19 protein-coding genes are annotated in these 15193 nt (G+C 74.1%); 13 read left to right on the top strand and 6 right to left on the bottom strand.

Translation table 11 applies throughout. The features are described 5' to 3' along the window. The first annotated feature begins 39 nt into the window (after positions 1-39). The 11 genes from ACA361_RS35195 (at position 40) to ACA361_RS35145 (ending at position 10182) form a co-directional block, all read left to right on the top strand. Positions 40-1122 (top strand): hypothetical protein, encoded by a 1083-nt coding sequence (locus ACA361_RS35195; protein WP_375019365.1) that lies wholly within the window; start codon positions 40-42, stop codon positions 1120-1122. Beyond that, positions 1119-2072: a DUF6772 family protein gene (locus ACA361_RS35190; protein ID WP_375019363.1), complete on the top strand. Its 954-nt coding sequence runs from the start codon at positions 1119-1121 to the stop codon at positions 2070-2072. The genes ACA361_RS35195 and ACA361_RS35190 overlap by 4 nt, the downstream gene beginning before the upstream one ends. Positions 2073-2083: 11 nt before the next feature. Next, positions 2084-2404 (top strand): hypothetical protein, encoded by a 321-nt coding sequence (locus ACA361_RS35185; RefSeq protein WP_375019361.1) that lies wholly within the window; start codon positions 2084-2086, stop codon positions 2402-2404. A gap of 9 nt (positions 2405-2413) precedes the next feature. Further along, positions 2414-3931: an ABC transporter substrate-binding protein gene (locus ACA361_RS35180; RefSeq protein WP_375019359.1), complete on the top strand. Its 1518-nt coding sequence runs from the start codon at positions 2414-2416 to the stop codon at positions 3929-3931. Next, positions 3928-4977, top strand: a complete 1050-nt coding sequence (locus ACA361_RS35175; protein ID WP_375019357.1) for a LacI family DNA-binding transcriptional regulator — start codon at positions 3928-3930, stop codon at positions 4975-4977. Before ACA361_RS35180 ends, ACA361_RS35175 begins: the two co-directional genes overlap by 4 nt. Then, positions 4977-5903, top strand: a complete 927-nt coding sequence (locus ACA361_RS35170) for an ABC transporter permease (protein ID WP_375019355.1) — start codon at positions 4977-4979, stop codon at positions 5901-5903. Before ACA361_RS35175 ends, ACA361_RS35170 begins: the two co-directional genes overlap by 1 nt. Beyond that, entirely contained in the window at positions 5900-6796 is an 897-nt protein-coding gene (locus ACA361_RS35165) for an ABC transporter permease (RefSeq protein WP_375019353.1), read from the top strand. The genes ACA361_RS35170 and ACA361_RS35165 overlap by 4 nt, the downstream gene beginning before the upstream one ends. Positions 6797-6829: 33 nt before the next feature. After that, positions 6830-7852 carry an ABC transporter ATP-binding protein gene (locus ACA361_RS35160; RefSeq protein ID WP_375019351.1) on the top strand — a complete coding sequence of 341 codons (1023 nt, stop codon included), beginning with the start codon at positions 6830-6832 and terminating at the stop codon, positions 7850-7852. Beyond that, entirely contained in the window at positions 7849-8862 is a 1014-nt protein-coding gene (locus tag ACA361_RS35155) for an ABC transporter ATP-binding protein (protein WP_375019349.1), read from the top strand. The genes ACA361_RS35160 and ACA361_RS35155 overlap by 4 nt, the downstream gene beginning before the upstream one ends. An 89-nt stretch (positions 8863-8951) precedes the next feature. Further along, a complete protein-coding gene (locus ACA361_RS35150) occupies positions 8952-9584 on the top strand; it encodes a hypothetical protein (RefSeq protein WP_375019347.1) in 633 nt (210 codons plus the stop codon). Beyond that, positions 9574-10182 carry a class F sortase gene (locus ACA361_RS35145; protein WP_375019345.1) on the top strand — a complete coding sequence of 203 codons (609 nt, stop codon included), beginning with the start codon at positions 9574-9576 and terminating at the stop codon, positions 10180-10182. Before ACA361_RS35150 ends, ACA361_RS35145 begins: the two co-directional genes overlap by 11 nt. A 3-nt stretch (positions 10183-10185) precedes the next feature. Here the strand turns inward: ACA361_RS35145 and ACA361_RS35140 are convergent, their stop codons facing one another. The 3 genes from ACA361_RS35140 to ACA361_RS35130 all read right to left on the bottom strand — a co-directional run bounded on the left by ACA361_RS35140 (position 10186) and on the right by ACA361_RS35130 (position 11653). Further along, positions 10186-10557, bottom strand: a complete 372-nt coding sequence (locus ACA361_RS35140) for a phosphomannose isomerase type II C-terminal cupin domain (protein WP_375019343.1) — start codon at positions 10555-10557, stop codon at positions 10186-10188. Positions 10558-10607: 50 nt separating this feature from the next. After that, positions 10608-11243, bottom strand: a complete 636-nt coding sequence (locus ACA361_RS35135; RefSeq protein ID WP_375019341.1) for a TetR family transcriptional regulator — start codon at positions 11241-11243, stop codon at positions 10608-10610. 164 nt (positions 11244-11407) lie between these two features. Next, positions 11408-11653 carry a hypothetical protein gene (locus ACA361_RS35130; protein WP_375019339.1) on the bottom strand — a complete coding sequence of 82 codons (246 nt, stop codon included), beginning with the start codon at positions 11651-11653 and terminating at the stop codon, positions 11408-11410. A gap of 67 nt (positions 11654-11720) precedes the next feature. Between ACA361_RS35130 and ACA361_RS35125 the strand changes: the two genes are divergently transcribed. After that, positions 11721-12596, top strand: a complete 876-nt coding sequence (locus ACA361_RS35125) for an LLM class flavin-dependent oxidoreductase (RefSeq protein WP_375019337.1) — start codon at positions 11721-11723, stop codon at positions 12594-12596. A gap of 85 nt (positions 12597-12681) precedes the next feature. Here the strand turns inward: ACA361_RS35125 and ACA361_RS35120 are convergent, their stop codons facing one another. Together ACA361_RS35120 and ACA361_RS35115 are read right to left on the bottom strand one after the other, a co-directional pair. Continuing rightward, positions 12682-12930: a hypothetical protein gene (locus ACA361_RS35120; RefSeq protein ID WP_375019335.1), complete on the bottom strand. Its 249-nt coding sequence runs from the start codon at positions 12928-12930 to the stop codon at positions 12682-12684. Positions 12931-12981: 51 nt separating this feature from the next. Then, entirely contained in the window at positions 12982-13212 is a 231-nt protein-coding gene (locus tag ACA361_RS35115) for a hypothetical protein (RefSeq protein WP_375019333.1), read from the bottom strand. 99 nt (positions 13213-13311) lie between these two features. Between ACA361_RS35115 and ACA361_RS35110 the strand changes: the two genes are divergently transcribed. Further along, positions 13312-13707 (top strand): hypothetical protein, encoded by a 396-nt coding sequence (locus ACA361_RS35110; protein WP_375019331.1) that lies wholly within the window; start codon positions 13312-13314, stop codon positions 13705-13707. Positions 13708-13910: 203 nt separating this feature from the next. On the opposite strand, the gene ACA361_RS35105 is transcribed toward ACA361_RS35110, so the two are convergent. After that, positions 13911-15137 carry an acyl-CoA dehydrogenase family protein gene (locus tag ACA361_RS35105; RefSeq protein WP_366616764.1) on the bottom strand — a complete coding sequence of 409 codons (1227 nt, stop codon included), beginning with the start codon at positions 15135-15137 and terminating at the stop codon, positions 13911-13913. Positions 15138-15193 lie beyond the last annotated feature (56 nt).

Raw genomic sequence — 15193 nt, 5'->3', positions numbered from 1 at the left:
AATGTGACGCAGCCTACAGGAAGGCTCCCCGGAATGCGGATGCTCCGTCCCCCCGCCGCCCTGGCCGCGGCCCTGCTCGCCGCGGCGCTCGCCGGCACCGGACCGCCCGCCGGCGCCGCCGGGCCCGAGCGCCCGGCCCGCGCGCTCGACCTGCGCATCGCCACCTACAACGTCTGCGGGCACGGCTGCCTGCCGACCAAGGAGATCTGCGAGGCGACCATCGGGCGCGACTGCGCCACCAAGCTCCCGCCGTGGGCGGGCGGGCGCGCGGCGAACGTCGCCGACGACATCGTCCGCGCCCGCACCGGCGTCGTGGTCACCCAGGAGATCGGCAACAACGCCACCCCGACGCAGCCGATCGTGGACGTGGAGTCGTACCGGAAGCCGCTCACCGACGCGATGCGCGCCCGCGGGTACGCCGAGGCCCCCGCCGACTACGCCGGAGCCCGGCACCCCGAGCACGGCTACCCGCTGAGGTCCGGCGCCGGCCGCTACACCTACTACGACGCCCGCCGCTTCTCCCACCGGGACGAGCGCGGCCGGGAACTGCCGCACGACCTGCTGTGGCTCCCCGACTCCACCGAGATCTACGGCAAGACGATGACGTGGAACACCCTGCGCGACCGGCGCACGGGGATGCGGTTCGTCGTGGTCAACATGCACCTGGAGTACCGCAAGAACGGCGCCACCGACCCCAACGGGTGGACCAAGGACTGGGGCCGGGTGCGCTACGCCGACGCGCGCCGCACCGCCGAGCACCTCACCCGCGACAACGCCCACACGCGCGGGCTGCCGGTCGTGTTCGCCGGGGACATGAACTCCGCGTCCCGGGAGGACGGCGCCAGCTCCTACGACGCGTTCGCCGACCTGGGCTACGCCGACGCGCACGAGACCGCGAAGCGGCGCTCGGGCGACGAGTACCTGTCGTTCAACGGCGGCAGGATCCCGCTGCCGAAGGGCGAGGACAAGATCGACCACATCTTCGTCCGGGCCGGGACCCCGGTCCGCGCCTGGACGCTGGTGCCGCAGACCACCGCGCGGTCCGGCGCGGCGTGGGACCTGCTGCGCTCGGACCACAACCTGGTGCACGCCGACGTACGGATCAAGGAGCCCACCCGATGACCGCCGCCCCCGCCGACACCGCCGCCCTCACCGCGGCGCTGCGCCACGCGAACCCGGCGCTGTCCCGGTTCAACCCGCTCCAGCGCATCCTCGTCCACGACGACTTCAACACCGGCACGCACGGCTGGATCGAGCTGCTCGGCAACTACGACGGCCGCGGCGACCTGCGCACCGTGGACGACCACATGAGCGACTTCCGGCCGCCGCAGCTCAGCTCCTGCGACTTCTTCGACGTCGGCACGCACGGCGCGATGTCGGGCACCTACGCGCTCAAGGTCGCCACCCGCCCGCTGGCCGGGCACACCGGGGTCGCGATCCGGCGGCTGACCATGGCGGGCCGCGGCCGGGTGCAGTTCGAGACGTACCTGACGTTCAAGACCGAGGCGCACTCGGCCGAGAACCAGGCGGCCGCCAAGGCGGGCGCCGGCGAGTGGGACGCCAACCTGCACCCCTCCGAGCAGCAGTTCGGCGCCTTCACCGTCGCCACCGACATCTGCGACGGCGTCCGCTACCACTGCGTGGCCCGCTACCTGAACACCGACGTCGACAACAACCTGCGGCGCGAGTGGGTCGCCCCGACGATCCCCGAGCCGACCCCGCGCGAGCACTTCGAAGGCAAGATCAAGCTGCCGCCGACGGCCGACTTCACCGCGCCCGGCCCGGAGAACTGGGCGAAGTTCGGCGGGCCGCAGGAGCTCTGCTACAACGAGGTGCCGACCAAGGTCAACTGGCACTACCTGCGCTGGGTGATCGACACCTCCACCCGCTCCAACGTCGAACTCCAGCTCAACGACACCGTGTACGACATGCGCGACGTGCCGGTCCCCCCGTACGACGAGGAGTACGGGTCGCTGGAGAACCTGCTCAACTTCTACGTCTCGGTCCGCACGCACACCGACGTGCGCAACTTCCTCTACCTCGACTCGGTGCTCATCTCGGTGGACTGGTGAAAGGGTCCGGCATGCGACAGTCGTTCACCGCGGTCCTGGAACGGAACCGCACCCTCTCCGGTGACTTCGCGACCGAGCCGTACGAGGCGGCCTGGGCCGCCGAGGCGCGCTGGTTCGTGCACACCCTCGAACGCGGCGCCGCCGGCGCCCGGATGCGGGTCACCACGCAGATATCGCCCGACGGGCTGCACTGGTGTGACCTGGAGCCCGAACGCGAGCTGGACGGCGACCTGGCCACCTGGGCCTCGGCCGGGTTCGGCGGGTGGCTGCGGCTCAAGGGCGCCGTCGAGGGCGACGCCAGAGTGATGATCTACCTCGCCCTGAAGAGCTGAGGCACCGCCATGGCGATGCGTAGGCGCGAGTTCCTGGCCCTGGCGGGCCTGGCCGCGTCCGCCGTGGCGGTCGCCGGCTGCGGCGCGGCGGGCGGCGGCTCCTCCCCCGAGGGGTCGCTGCGCGCCGCGTTCGGCCAGCCGGTCACCGACCTGGACCCGTACAACGCGGGCACGGCGGTGGACGAGGCGTCCCTGATCGTCAAGCGGCTGGTGTTCGACACGCTGGTGCGCCGCGACGGGGAGCGCCTCGTGCCCGGGCTGGCGACCTCCTGGAAGCGCGAGGGCGACACCACCTGGGCGTTCGAGCTGCGGCCCGGGGTGCGCTTCCACGACGGCGGCGCGCTCACCGCGCGCGACGTGGTCGCCTGCCTGAAGCGGACGCAGGCCGTCAAGTCGGCGCAGAGCTCGCTGTGGGCGGCGGTGAAGTCGGCGCGGGCGGACGGCGACCACCGGGTCGTGTTCGAGACCGACGGGCCGATGGCCACGCTGCCGGTGAACCTGACGCTGCTGTTCATCGTCCCGGAACGGCTCGTGGCCGATCCCGCGCAGAAGCGGCGCCCGGTCGGCTCCGGCCCGTTCCGGGTCACCGGGTTCACCCCCTCCGCCGGCGTGGAGCTGGCCCGCTTCGACGGGTACTGGAACGGGCCGCCCGCGCTGCCGGGCGTCTCGATGCCGTACATCGCCGAGACCTCCGGCGCGATCACGGCGCTGCGCAACGGCGACATCGACCTGCTGTGGCCGGTGCCGCCCGACCAGCTGCCCGAGGCGCGCGGCACCGGCGTGGACGTGCGCACGGTGCCGAGCTGGACCTACTACCTGGCCTGGTTCAACTGCAAGCGGGCGCCGTTCACCGACCCCCGGGTGCGGCGCGCGATGTGGCACGCGCTGGACCTGGAGGAGATCGTCGGGAAGCTGTACGGGGCGGGCGCGGAGCGGATGCGGGCGCCGATCCCGTCCACCGTCTTCGGCTTCGCCGAGCAGCCTCCGTACGCCCACGACCCCGGGGCGGCCCGGCGGGCGCTGCGCGAGGCCGGGCTGGGCGGCGGGTTCACCACCTCGATGATGTGGTTCGACGCGACCGGCCCGCTGGCCCGCGAGCTGGCCCAGTCGATGATCTCGGCGTGGGCGGAGGTGGGCGTGCGGGTCCGGCCGCAGAGCGTGGAGAAGGCGCAGTGGCTGGCCCGGCTCAACTCCCTGGACTGGGACATCGAGCTCCAGACCAACACCGTCACCACCGGCGACGCGGCGTTCACGCTCGGCCGCCTCTACACCTCCAAGGCCGACCGGATGGGATACCGGAACGCCGAGCTCGACAGGGTCCTGGCCGCGGCCGGCCAGGAGGCGGACGCCGCGCGGCGGGAGGAGCTGTACGCCCGCGCCTGCGAGATCATCTGGGCCGACGCGGTCGGGGTCTTCCCCGCCGCGCTCACCACCGCCTACGGCGTGCGCCGCGACCTCACCGGGTTCGTCCCCGCCGCCAGCAACCAGCCCGACCTGGCCGCGGTCGGGCGAGGGAGGACGCCATGACCCCCCGACGCCGGGCAACCCTGCGCGACATCGCCGCCGCCCTGGACCTGTCGGTCAACACCGTCTCGCGCGCGCTGGCGGGCAAGGACGCCGTCAGCGCCGAGACCCGGGAGCGTGTCCGGGCCGAGGCCGACCGGCTGGGGTACGTCCCGAACACGATGGCGCGCTCGCTCGTGCTGCAGAACGCGATGACGATCGGGCTGGTCATCACCAACCCGTCCAACCCCTTCTACACCCGGCTGATCAGCGCCATCGAGGAGCGCGGCCGCGTGCACGGCTACTCGCTGATGCTGATGGTCACCGAGGACAGCGTCGACAACGAGCGCCGCGTCGTGGAGGAGCTGATGCGGTGGGGCGTGGACGGCGTCCTGGCCGTCCCCGTGCAGGACGGCGCCGAGCACTGGGACCGGCTGCGCAAGTCCGGCGTCCCGGTCGTGCTGCTCAACCGCGACCTGCCCGGGCTGGACACCGACCTGGTCGGCGTCGACTACCGCGACAGCGCGCGCCGGGCCACCGGGCTGCTGGTGGACGGCGGCGCCCGCGACCTCTACCTGCTGGAGGAGGACCTGGACATCTCGCCGGTGGCCGAGCGGATCCGCGGCTTCCGGGCGGTGCTGGACGAGCGCGGCATCGCCGTCGGCGCCGACCGCATCATCCGGGTGCCGACCCGGCGCCGGGAGGCCAGCTCGCAGCCGTGGGACCCGGTCGACTCCTACGCCATCGGGCGCGAGCTGGCCGGCCGGGTCGGGCCCGGGAGCGCGGTGCTGGCCGGCAACGACTACTTCGCGCTCGGGCTGTACCGCGCGTTCACCGAGCACGGCCTGCGGATCCCGCGGGACGTGGCGGTCGCGGGGCACGGCGACCACCCGTTCGCCGCCTACCTCGGCCCGCCGCTGACGACCGTGCGGCTGCCCGCCGCGCGGGTCGGCGCGACCGGCGTCGACCGGCTGCTGGAGCGGATGGCCGGCGAGGGCGCGCCGGAGACCACGCTGTTCCCCGCCGAGCTGATCGTCCGGGAGTCGGCGACGGGAACGGAGGCGGGCTGATGGGACGGTTCCTGCTCAGGCGCGCCGGCCAGGCCGCCGTGGTGGCGTTCGGCGCGATCAGCCTGGTCTTCCTGGTCGTCCGGGTCGTCCCCGGCGATCCGGCGACGCTGATCCTCGGGCCCGACGCGAGCGCCGACCAGCTCGCGTCGGTGCGCGCCGAGTTCGGGCTCGACCGGCCGCTGTGGCAGCAGTACCTCACCCACATGGGCGAGGTGCTGCGCGGCGACTTCGGCGGCTCGTGGCGGCTGGGCGGCGGCGCGATGGGCGCCGTGCTGGAGCGGTTCCCGGCCACCCTGCTGCTGGCCGCGCTGGCGCTGCTCATCACGCTGGCCGCCGGGTTCCCGGTCGGGATGGCGTGCGCGCGCCGGCCCGGCGGGATCCTGGACGCCCTGGTGTCGGCCGGGTCGCTGGCCGGCCAGGCGATCCCCTCGTTCTGGCTGGGCATCGTGCTCATCCTGGTCTTCGCGCGGGAGCTGCACTGGCTGCCCAGCACCGCCGGCGGCGGCCCCGCCGCGGTGATCCTGCCGTCGGTGACGCTCGCGCTGCCGTTCGTCGGCTGGCTGGCCCGGCTGGTGCGCAACGGCGCGCTGGAGGAGCGTGCCAAGGACTACGTCCGCACCGCCCGCGCGAAGGGCACCGGCGAGGGCGCGGTCATGTACGTGCACGTCGCCCGCAACATCGCCGTGCCGGTCGTGACCGTCCTCGGCCTGCTGATGGGCAACTTCATCGCCAACGCCGTCATCGTCGAGGTCGTCTTCTCCTGGCCCGGCCTCGGCTCCCTGATGGTCGACGCGATCACCAACCGGGACTACGCGGTGGTGGAGGCGGCGATCGTCACGATCACGCTGTCGTACATCGCGCTGAACGTCCTCGTCGACGCCCTGTACGTCGCCCTCGACCCGCGCCTCACCCCGGAGACGGCATGAGCACCACCGCGACCGAACCCGCCCCCGCCGCCGCCGTTCCGGCCGGCGCCTCCGGCCGGCCCGCGCGGCGCCGCCTCCCGGCCCGCGCCTGGATCGGCTCGGCGGTCCTCCTCCTGTTCGTGCTCGCCGCCGTTTTCGGGCCGATGATCCGGCCGTACGACCCCGTCGCGACCGACCTGCCGCACCGCCTGCTGCCGCCCGGCTCCGCCGCCGGCGACGGCATCGCCTGGCTCGGCACCGACCAGGTCGGCCGCGACATGCTGGCCAACCTGCTGGCCGGCAGCCGGGTCTCGCTGATCGTGGCGCTGGCGACCGTGCTGATCGGCGGGGCGGCGGGCCTGCTGGCCGGGCTGCTGTCGGGCTATTTCGGCGGCTGGACCGACACCCTGCTGTCGCGGATCGGGGACGTCCAGCTCGCCTTCCCCTCGATCCTGCTGGCCATCCTGATCGCCGGGGTGCTCGGCCCCAGCATCACCAACATCGTGATCACGCTGGCGGTCACCCGCTGGGTGATCTTCGCCCGGGTGGTGCGGGCGTCCGCGCTGGCCACCCGCGACCTGGAGTTCGTCGACTCGGCCCGGGTACTGGGGGCCGGGCACGCCCGGATCCTGTTCCGGCACGTGCTGCCGTCCTGCTGGCAGCCGCTGCTGGTCGCGGCGACCGTGCAGATCGGCCTGACCATGGTCGCCGAGGCGTCGCTGAGCTTCCTCGGCCTCGGCATCCCCGCCGACGCCGCCTCTTGGGGCGCGACGGTCTCGGCCGGCCGCGACTACCTCGGCTCGGCCTGGTGGATCTCCACCGCCCCGGCCGTCGCGCTGGCCGCCGTGGTCACCGGCGTCGGCATCGCCGGCGACGCCTTCCGCGACGCCGCCGACCCCCGCGCCCAGATCTGACCCACGGCCCCACCCCGGCACTGAGAGGCACGCATGTCCCGTACCGCCGACCACCCCGTCCCGGCGACGCCCCCGGCCGCCGGGGACGTCGCCGCCGAGCTGCGCGACGTCCACATCGGCTTCCGCTCCGGGCGCCGCGCCGCCGTCAGCCCGGTCGTCCGGGGCGTCTCCCTCACCCTGCGCCGCGGCCGGGTGCTCGCCCTGGTGGGCGAGTCCGGCAGCGGCAAGAGCCTCACCTCGCTGGCCCTGATCGGGCTGCTGCCGCCCGGCGCCGCGGTCACCGCGGGCACCGTGGCGATCGGCGGCGAGGACACCGCTGGGTTCGGCGAGCGCCGCTGGCGGGAGGTGCGGGGCCGCCGGGTCGCGATGGTGTTCCAGGACCCGATGGCCGCGCTCAACCCCGGCCTCAGCGTGGGCCGCCAGGTCGCCGAGCCGTTCCGCCGCCGCCTCGGGGACGACCGGCGCACCGCGCGCGCCAAGGCCGTCGCGCTGATGGAGGAGGTGGGGATCGCCGACGCCGACGCGCGGTACGGCGCGTACCCGCACGAGTTCTCCGGCGGGATGCGGCAGCGCGCCGTGATCGCGATGGCGCTGGCGCTGGGCCCGGAGGTGCTGCTGGCCGACGAGCCGACCACGGCGCTGGACGTCACCGTCCAGGCCCAGATCCTGCGGCTGCTGGCGCGGCGGCAGCGCGAGGCGGACCTGGCGACGCTGCTGGTCTCGCACGACCTCGGCGTCGTCGCGCGGCTCGCCCAGGACGTCGCGGTCATGTACGCCGGGCGCGTCGTCGAGCAGGGCCCGCTGGACACCGTCTACACCCGGCCCGCGCACCCGTACACGCTCGGGCTCCTGGAGGCCGTCCCCGGCGCCGGGGACGAGCGGCTGCGCCCCATCCCGGGCCTGCCGCCGGACCCGCGGCGGCCGCCGGGCGGCTGCGCGTTCCACCCGCGCTGCCCGTTCGCCACCGAGGTCTGCCGGACCGGCGACCCGCCGCTGGAGCCGCTCGGCGACGGCCGGTCGGCGGCCTGCCACCACACCGCGGAGGTGACCCGATGAGCGAGGTCGTCCTGGAGGTCAGGGGCCTGGAGGCCGGGTACGAGCGGCGCGGCCGCCAGGGGTTCGGCCGGGAGCGCGTCCGCGCCGTGGCCGGGCTCGACCTGATCGTGCGGGCCGGGCGGACGCTCGGCATCGTCGGCGAGTCCGGCTGCGGGAAGTCGACGCTGGCGCGGGCGATCGTCGGGCTGCGCCCCGCGTTCGCCGGGTCGATCGAGTTCGCGGGGCACGACCTGGCCGCCGTGCCGCCGCGGCGGCGCCGCCGGATGGGCCGCGACCTGCAGATGGTCTTCCAGGACCCGTACACCTCGCTCAACCCCCGGATGACGGTCGCGGCGATCATCGCCGAGGGGTGGCGGGTGCATCCGGGCATCGTCGCGCGCGAGGAGCGCGCGGCCGAGGTGGACCGGCTGCTGGGGCTGGTCGGGCTGCGCCCCGAGCACGGCGCGCGGCGGCTGCACGAGCTGTCGGGCGGCCAGTGCCAGCGGGTCAGCATCGCCCGCGCGCTCGCGCTGCGGCCGCGCCTGATCGTGTGCGACGAGGCCGTCTCGGCGCTGGACGTGTCGGTGCGGGCGCAGATCCTCAACCTGCTGGCCGACCTGCAGGCCGAGCTCGGCGTCGCGTACCTGTTCATCTCCCACGACCTGGACGTGGTCCGCCACATCGCGCACGACGTCGCGGTCATGTACCTCGGGACGATCGTCGAGCGCGGCACCGCCGAGGAGGTCTTCACCGCCCCGCGGCACCCGTACACGCGGGCCCTGCTGTCGGCCGCCCCCTCGGTGCACGACCGGCCGGGCACCGCCCCGGAGGAGATCGTCCTCACCGGGGACGTGCCGTCGCCGGCGGCGCCGCCGTCCGGGTGCCGCTTCCGCACCCGCTGCTACATGGCCGCCGGCGTGTGCGCCGAGGAGGTCCCCGCGCTCACCGTCCGGGACGGGACGGCCCATCCGGTCGCCTGCCACTTCGCCGACGCGGCGGGCGCCACGGCGCCTCGGGCAGAGCATCGGTAAGCACCGGCAAAGAACCCTCCAACGCCGCCGTGAGCCCGGGCCGCCCGGGAATCACCGGCTCGGATCAGGCACGGAGGGGAAGGGTGCTCATGCGGGTCACGATACGGGCGGCGCTCGCCGCAGGGATCGCGTCCGCGGTCCTCGGGTGGCCGGCGCCGGCGCGGGCCGGCGAGCTGGACATCGACGCCGAGGGCGCTCGCGCAGGCTCGTCCGTCACCGTCGCGGGCGGCTGCGAGGCCGCCGACCGCGCGGTGCGCGTCACCGGGGCGGCGCGCGGCGAGGGCAGGGTCGTCGACGGCTGGTTCACCGTCGAGGCGCGGATCGTCCGGGAACGGGCGGGCGCGCACCGGGTCGAGGCCAGGTGCGACGCCTCCGGCCTCACCCAGGAGGGCACCTTCCACCTCCCCGGCGGCACCGGCGGGGACGCGCCAGGAAACGAAGACGCCGCCGCGGACGGCGACGCCGCGCCTGACGGAGACACCGCGCGGGACGGGGATTCCACGCGGGACGGGGACACCGCGGGGGCCGGGGGCACCGGCCGGGACAGGGACGAGACCGGCGAGGCGGCCGTGCCCGTCCCGCGCGGGTGGGCGCGGACGGGCGACGGCGGGGCGCACGAGCCCGGCCCGCCGTGGGCGCTCGCCGGCACGGCGATGGTCGTCGCGGCCGCCGCGATCGGCGGCTCGGCGCTGGCGCGGTCCCGCGCGTCCCGTGGCCGCTAGCCGCGCCTACCTCGTGGCGGCCGGGCTGGCCCTGGCGGGCGCGCTGGCCATGGGCAAGGGGATGGACGGCGGCGGGCCGCGGGCGGACTACCGCGACCACGGCGGCCCCCGCGCGCTGTGGCACATCCCCGACGGCCCGGCCCTCCCGCCCGCCGCCCCGGCCCGCGTCCGGATCCCCGCGATCGGGGTGGACGCGCCCGTGGCGCGGGTCGGGCTCAACGGCGACGGCACCGTGGAGGTGCCGCCGCTGCGGCATGCGGACCGGATCGGCTGGTACGCGCCGGGCCCGGCACCCGGCGCCCGCGGACCGGCGGTCCTGCTCGGCCACTACGACGACCGCGACGGCCCCGCCGTCTTCCACCGCCTCCACCGGCTCCGCCCCGGAGACGAGATCCGGGTGGCCCGGGACGGCGGCGGCGCGGCGGTGTTCCGCGTGGACGCGGCCGAGCGCGTGCCCAAGTGGCGCTTCCCGCGCACGCGCGTGTACGGGAAGGTGCGCTACGCGGGCCTGCGCCTGGTCACCTGCGGCGGCGCGTACGACGAGGCGGACGGGTCGTACCGGGACAACCTCATCGTCTACGCCCACCTCGTGCGGTGAGCGTCACGCGCGGCCGTAGGAGTCCTCCAGCCGCTCGATGTCGTCCTCGTCGAAGTGCCCGAACGCGATCTCCATCACCCGCACGGCCGGGCCGGCCGAGCTCAGCCGGTGGGTGTCGCCGGCCCGGATCAGGATCCGCTCGCCCACCTCGGGCTCGATCCGGCGGCCGGCCACCTCGAACACCGCGCCGGGGTCGAGCGCGACCCACAGCTCGTCGCGGTCGCGATGGCGCTGCAGGCTGAGCCGCTGCCCGGGATCCACGTGAATGATCTTCACGGTGGAGGGCTCGTTCAGCGTGAAGCGCTCGAAGCTCCCCCACGGGCGCCGCTCGGTCTCGACGGCGGGTTCGGGCCTCAGGTCGGTCTGCACTGTCACCTCGGGAGTCGTGGATTCTCGGTACGGCCGTTCACCGGAACGGCACGGCGTCAGTCCTGGAACAGATCGAGGACGCGGTCGGAGGAGGCCGCCGGCAGCCCGGCCAGGATGAGGTCTGCCAGGCCGTCGACCACCGCCTCGCGGGGGACCTCCCCGGCGTGGTCGAGCCACCAGTCGCCGGCGGTCTGCACCATCCCGACGACCGCGTGGCCCCACACGTACGCGCGGGTGCGGTCCAGCCGGTCGCCCTCGGCGAGCATCACCTCGGCCAGCTCCCGGCTCACCCCGCGGATCATGGTGCTCATCGCGCTGTGGGTGGCCGCGTCCTCGGCGCTGGCCCGGTGCATGAGGAACCGGTAGAGGTTCAGGTTCGCCGAGATCGTGGCCAGGTAGGTGTCGATGGTGGAGCGGGTTCGGGCGCGCACGGATCCGGGCCGGGAGAACTCGGCCATGATCCCCTCGACCAGCTTGCGGGTGTGCCGCTCGGCCAGCGCCTGGTACAGCCCGCTCTTGTCGCCGAAGTGCCGGTAGAGGATCGGCTTGCTGATCCCCGCCTCCGCGGCGATGGCGGCCATCGACGCCTCCGGGCCCTCCCGCTGGATCACCCGGTCGGCCGCCTCCAGGAGGGCGCGCCGGCGGCCGGGGTCACGCCGTGACCCCGCCCGCACCGCACCCGTCGCCGTCATGGGAGAAACCGTACGCTACCGGCACCGGCGACCCGTGAACGGGCACCGTCCATGACCGCTCCTCCCGCCGGCGCGCGGCCGCTCATCGACATCGGGTCCAATACGGGCACACTCTACGGCTCCCGCCCTCCGCGCGCCCCGGCCGGGTGGCCCGAGATCCCGCGTCAGGGAACGATCGTCTCGCCTTGCGCGGTGCCTTCGAGCGCCTTGACGTAGGCCGCGGCCACGACGGCGGCCGGTGTGCCGTCCGAGGCGTCCATGCCGAGACCCTCCAGCGTCTCGCTGACCCACCCCGGGCTGACCACGTTGATGCGCAGCCCCCGCGGGAGCTCGGCGGCGGCGTTGCGAACAAAGCCCTCCAGCCCGGAGTTGACCAGCGTCCCGCCCGCTCCGATGACGATCACCTTCATGCCGCCAGGATGCCACGCCCCTGGTATCGCGTTGTCCGGCCGGAGAAGGCTTGGTAGGAAGATCGGTATGACCGCTCTCGGCGCCGTGTTCCGGCCTCAGCTCCCTCCCGAACGGCTCCGCGGGGTGGCCCGCGCGGCCGACGACGCCGGTCTGGACCAGCTGTGGCTCTGGGAGGACTGCTTCTACGAGAGCGGTGTCGCCGCCGCCGCGGCGGCCCTGGCCTGGACCGGGCGCCTGCGGATCGGCATCGGCCTGCTCCCGGTGCCGCTGCGGAACGCCGCCCTGACCACGATGGAGGCCGCGACGCTGCACCGGCTCTTCCCCGACCGGGTGATCCTCGGCCTCGGGCACGGCGTCCAGGACTGGATGGGCCAGGTCGGCGCGCGGGTGGACTCCCCGCTGACCCTGCTCCGCGAGCATCTCACCGCCACGCGGGCACTGCTGCGCGGCGAGCGGGTCAGCACGCGGGGCCGGTACGTCCGGCTGGACGGCGTCGCCCTCGACTGGCCACCGGCCACGGCGCCCGCCGTGTACGCCGGCGCCACCGGGCCGCGCTCGCTGCGCCTGTCGGGCGAGGCCGCGGACGGGACCGTCCTCACCGCAGGCACCGGAATCGACGGCGTGCGCAAGGCCCGCGCGCTCATCGACGAGGGCCGCCGGGCGGCGGGCCGTACCGGCCGTCACGAGATCGTCGCCTACTTCCACGCGGCGACCGGCCCGGACGGCGCCGCCCGCCTGCGCGCCGAACTCGCGGCCGAGGGCGACGTCCCCTCCCCCGACATCGGCGTCGCCGGAGACGCGGCCGCCGTCGCCGAGGCCGTCCGCCGCCTGGCGGACGCGGGGGCCGGCACGGTCGTCCTCCAGCCCACGGCGGACGAGCCCGACCCCGAGGGCTTCGTCCGCTTCGTCGCCGAACAGGTCCGCCCCCTGGTCCCCGCCTGAACTCAGCACGAGCGCCCGGGCAGGCGCCCAGGCGATCCGCTTTCTGCGTCGAGTCCGGGCGGACACGCTCGCCGGCGTGCCGTGGCTACTTCTTCTTGGCCGCCCTGGGGCCGCGCGGGCGTGGTTCGACGCCGAGTTCGCGGACCTGGCGCCGGATGTAGGCCGCGCTGAAAGGCGCCTTGGCGGCCAGGTCCTCCGGGCTGCTGCCGGCGCGGACGGCGGCGGCGGCAGCCGCGAAGAGGGCCGCCTTGGCGTCCTCTTCCTGCTTGAGCGCTTCTTCGTAGCGGGTCACGGCGAGCGCGAACTCGGCGTCCTCCCGGGATCCGTCGGACATGCGCGACAGAGTATCGATACCGGCCTGCGCGACCCGCGATCGCCGGCCGGCTCAGAGCCGTCCGCTGTGCACCTCGAACCGCAGATCATCGTTGTAGAACATGTGGAGATAGCCACAGCCGGTGCACACGAGCCCCGTCGCCGGTGGCAGGGGCGGGGCCACGAACTCCCCCCGCCAGCGCAGGTACATCCTCCGCTTCCGGAACCGGGACGCCTGGCACACCGTGCACACGAACGGCCGCGCGCCGATGAAGACCGACACGATCGTTGGACCGCGAACCATCGGAGCATCACCTCCGCACTCAGACGGCCGAGGTCAACCTCCGGTTGCAGGCGAACCGCCCGGCTTCCGTGAGAGACCGCCTGACGTGACAATGACCGGATGGTCCGCTCGGTGATCTGGTTCTTCGGCGCGTGCGCCTTCGTTCTTGGAGGGCTGGGGGTTTACCCGCTGCTTCTTCTCATCACCTTCTCCACAGGAGAGCCGGTGAGCGTCTCCGTCGAACGCTGCGTCCGCTCGACGGCCACTCCTCGCGAAGGAGCCACCGAGGTCCTGGACTGCACCGGTTCCTGGCGGACACCTGACGGTCCGGCCCGCGGCCACGTGTCGGGCGTCGACCGCACCCACATCGGGCAGCGGGTCGCAGCGCGCTCGGGACCGCTGGGGCCTTATGCGGACCCCATCTGGCAGTACTGGCAGCTCTACTCTCCGCTTCCGGCGTTCGCTTGGACGGCCTACCTGGTCGCGCGAAATCAGCGCCGCGTCCGCACCGTGTAAGCGGATCGGCATTTGCCCACGGAGCGCGCTACCGGCCTCACGGGGACCTGCTGGCTGCGCAGCACCGCGCTCCGGAACGGGACCCCGTGATCACGTCCCGACCGTGTCCCGAGCGTACGAAGGCCCGTCTCCCGGCGGCTCCCGAGGGATCCGGCCGGAGGACGGGCAACGCCCCGTACACGGACGAAAGTGCGGGTCAGAAGCTAGCGGACGGGGAGGCCGGTGATGGTGCGGCCGATGACCAGGCGCTGGATCTCGGAGGTGCCCTCGAAGATGGTGAAGATCTTGGAGTCGCGGTGCATCCGCTCGACCGGGTACTCGCGGGTGTAGCCGTTGCCGCCGAGGATCTGGATGGCCTCCTCGGTGACGCGGACGGCGGCCTCGCTGGCCATCAGCTTGGCCATGGAGCCCTCGGCGCTGGTGAAGTCCTTGCCGGTGCGGGCCATCCAGGCGGCGCGCCAGACCATGAGGCGGGCGGCGTCGATCTGGCACTTCATGTCGGCCAGCTTGAACGCGATGGCCTGGAAGTCGCCGATCTTCTTGCCGAACTGCTCCCGCTCCTGGGAGTACTGGAGGGCGTAGTCGTAGGCGGCGCGGGCGACGCCGAGGGCCATCGCGCCCACGGAGGGGCGGGTGGTCTCGAACGTCTTCATGGCGGCCTGGCCCTTGGCGCTCTTGCCCTCGCGGACGCGGGCGATGCGCTCGTCGAACTTCTCCTTGCCGCCGACGATGAGCGCGCCGGGCACCCGGACGTCCTCCAGGATCACCTCGGCGGTGTGGGAGGCGCGGATGCCGTGCTTCTTGAACTTCTGGCCCTGCTTGAGGCCGGGCGTGCCGGGCGGGACGATGAAGCTGGCCTGGCCGCGGCTGCCGAGGTCGGGGTGCACCGAGGCGACCACGACGTGGACGTCGGCGATGCCGCCGTTGGTGGCCCAGGTCTTGGTGCCGTTGATCACCCACTCGTCCTTGGCCTCGTCGTACACGGCGCGGGTGCGGATGGAGCCGACGTCGCTGCCCGCGTCGGGCTCGGAGGCGCAGAACGCGCCCAGCTTCACGTCGTCGGCGGTGCCGAACATCTGCGGGACCCACTCGGCGGTCTGCTCGGGCGTGCCGACCGCGGCGACCGAGGCGGCGGCCAGGCCGGTGCCCACGATCGACAGGGCGATGCCGGCGTCGCCCCAGAACAGCTCCTCGAACGCGACCGGGATGCCGAGGCCGCTGGGCTCAAGCCACTGGGTGGCGAAGAAGTCCAGGGAGTAGAGGCCGACCTTGGACGCCTCCTGGATGAGCGGCCAGGGGGTCTCCTCCCGCTCGTCCCACTCCTCGGCGGCGGGCCGGATCACGTCGCGCGCGAACTCGTGCACCCACTCCTGGACCTGGCGCACGTCCTCCCCTGGCTCGATCGAGAACGGCGTCGGCTCGGTGCTCATATTTATTGACCCTCTCTCCAATATCAGCTGTTACCAACGGTAGCACCTAGAAAGCC

It is taken from the genome of Actinomadura sp. 21ATH, from assembly GCF_041951345.1.
GTDB lineage: Bacteria > Actinomycetota > Actinomycetes > Streptosporangiales > Streptosporangiaceae > Spirillospora.
This window is presented reverse-complemented; position numbering and strand designations above follow the sequence as displayed.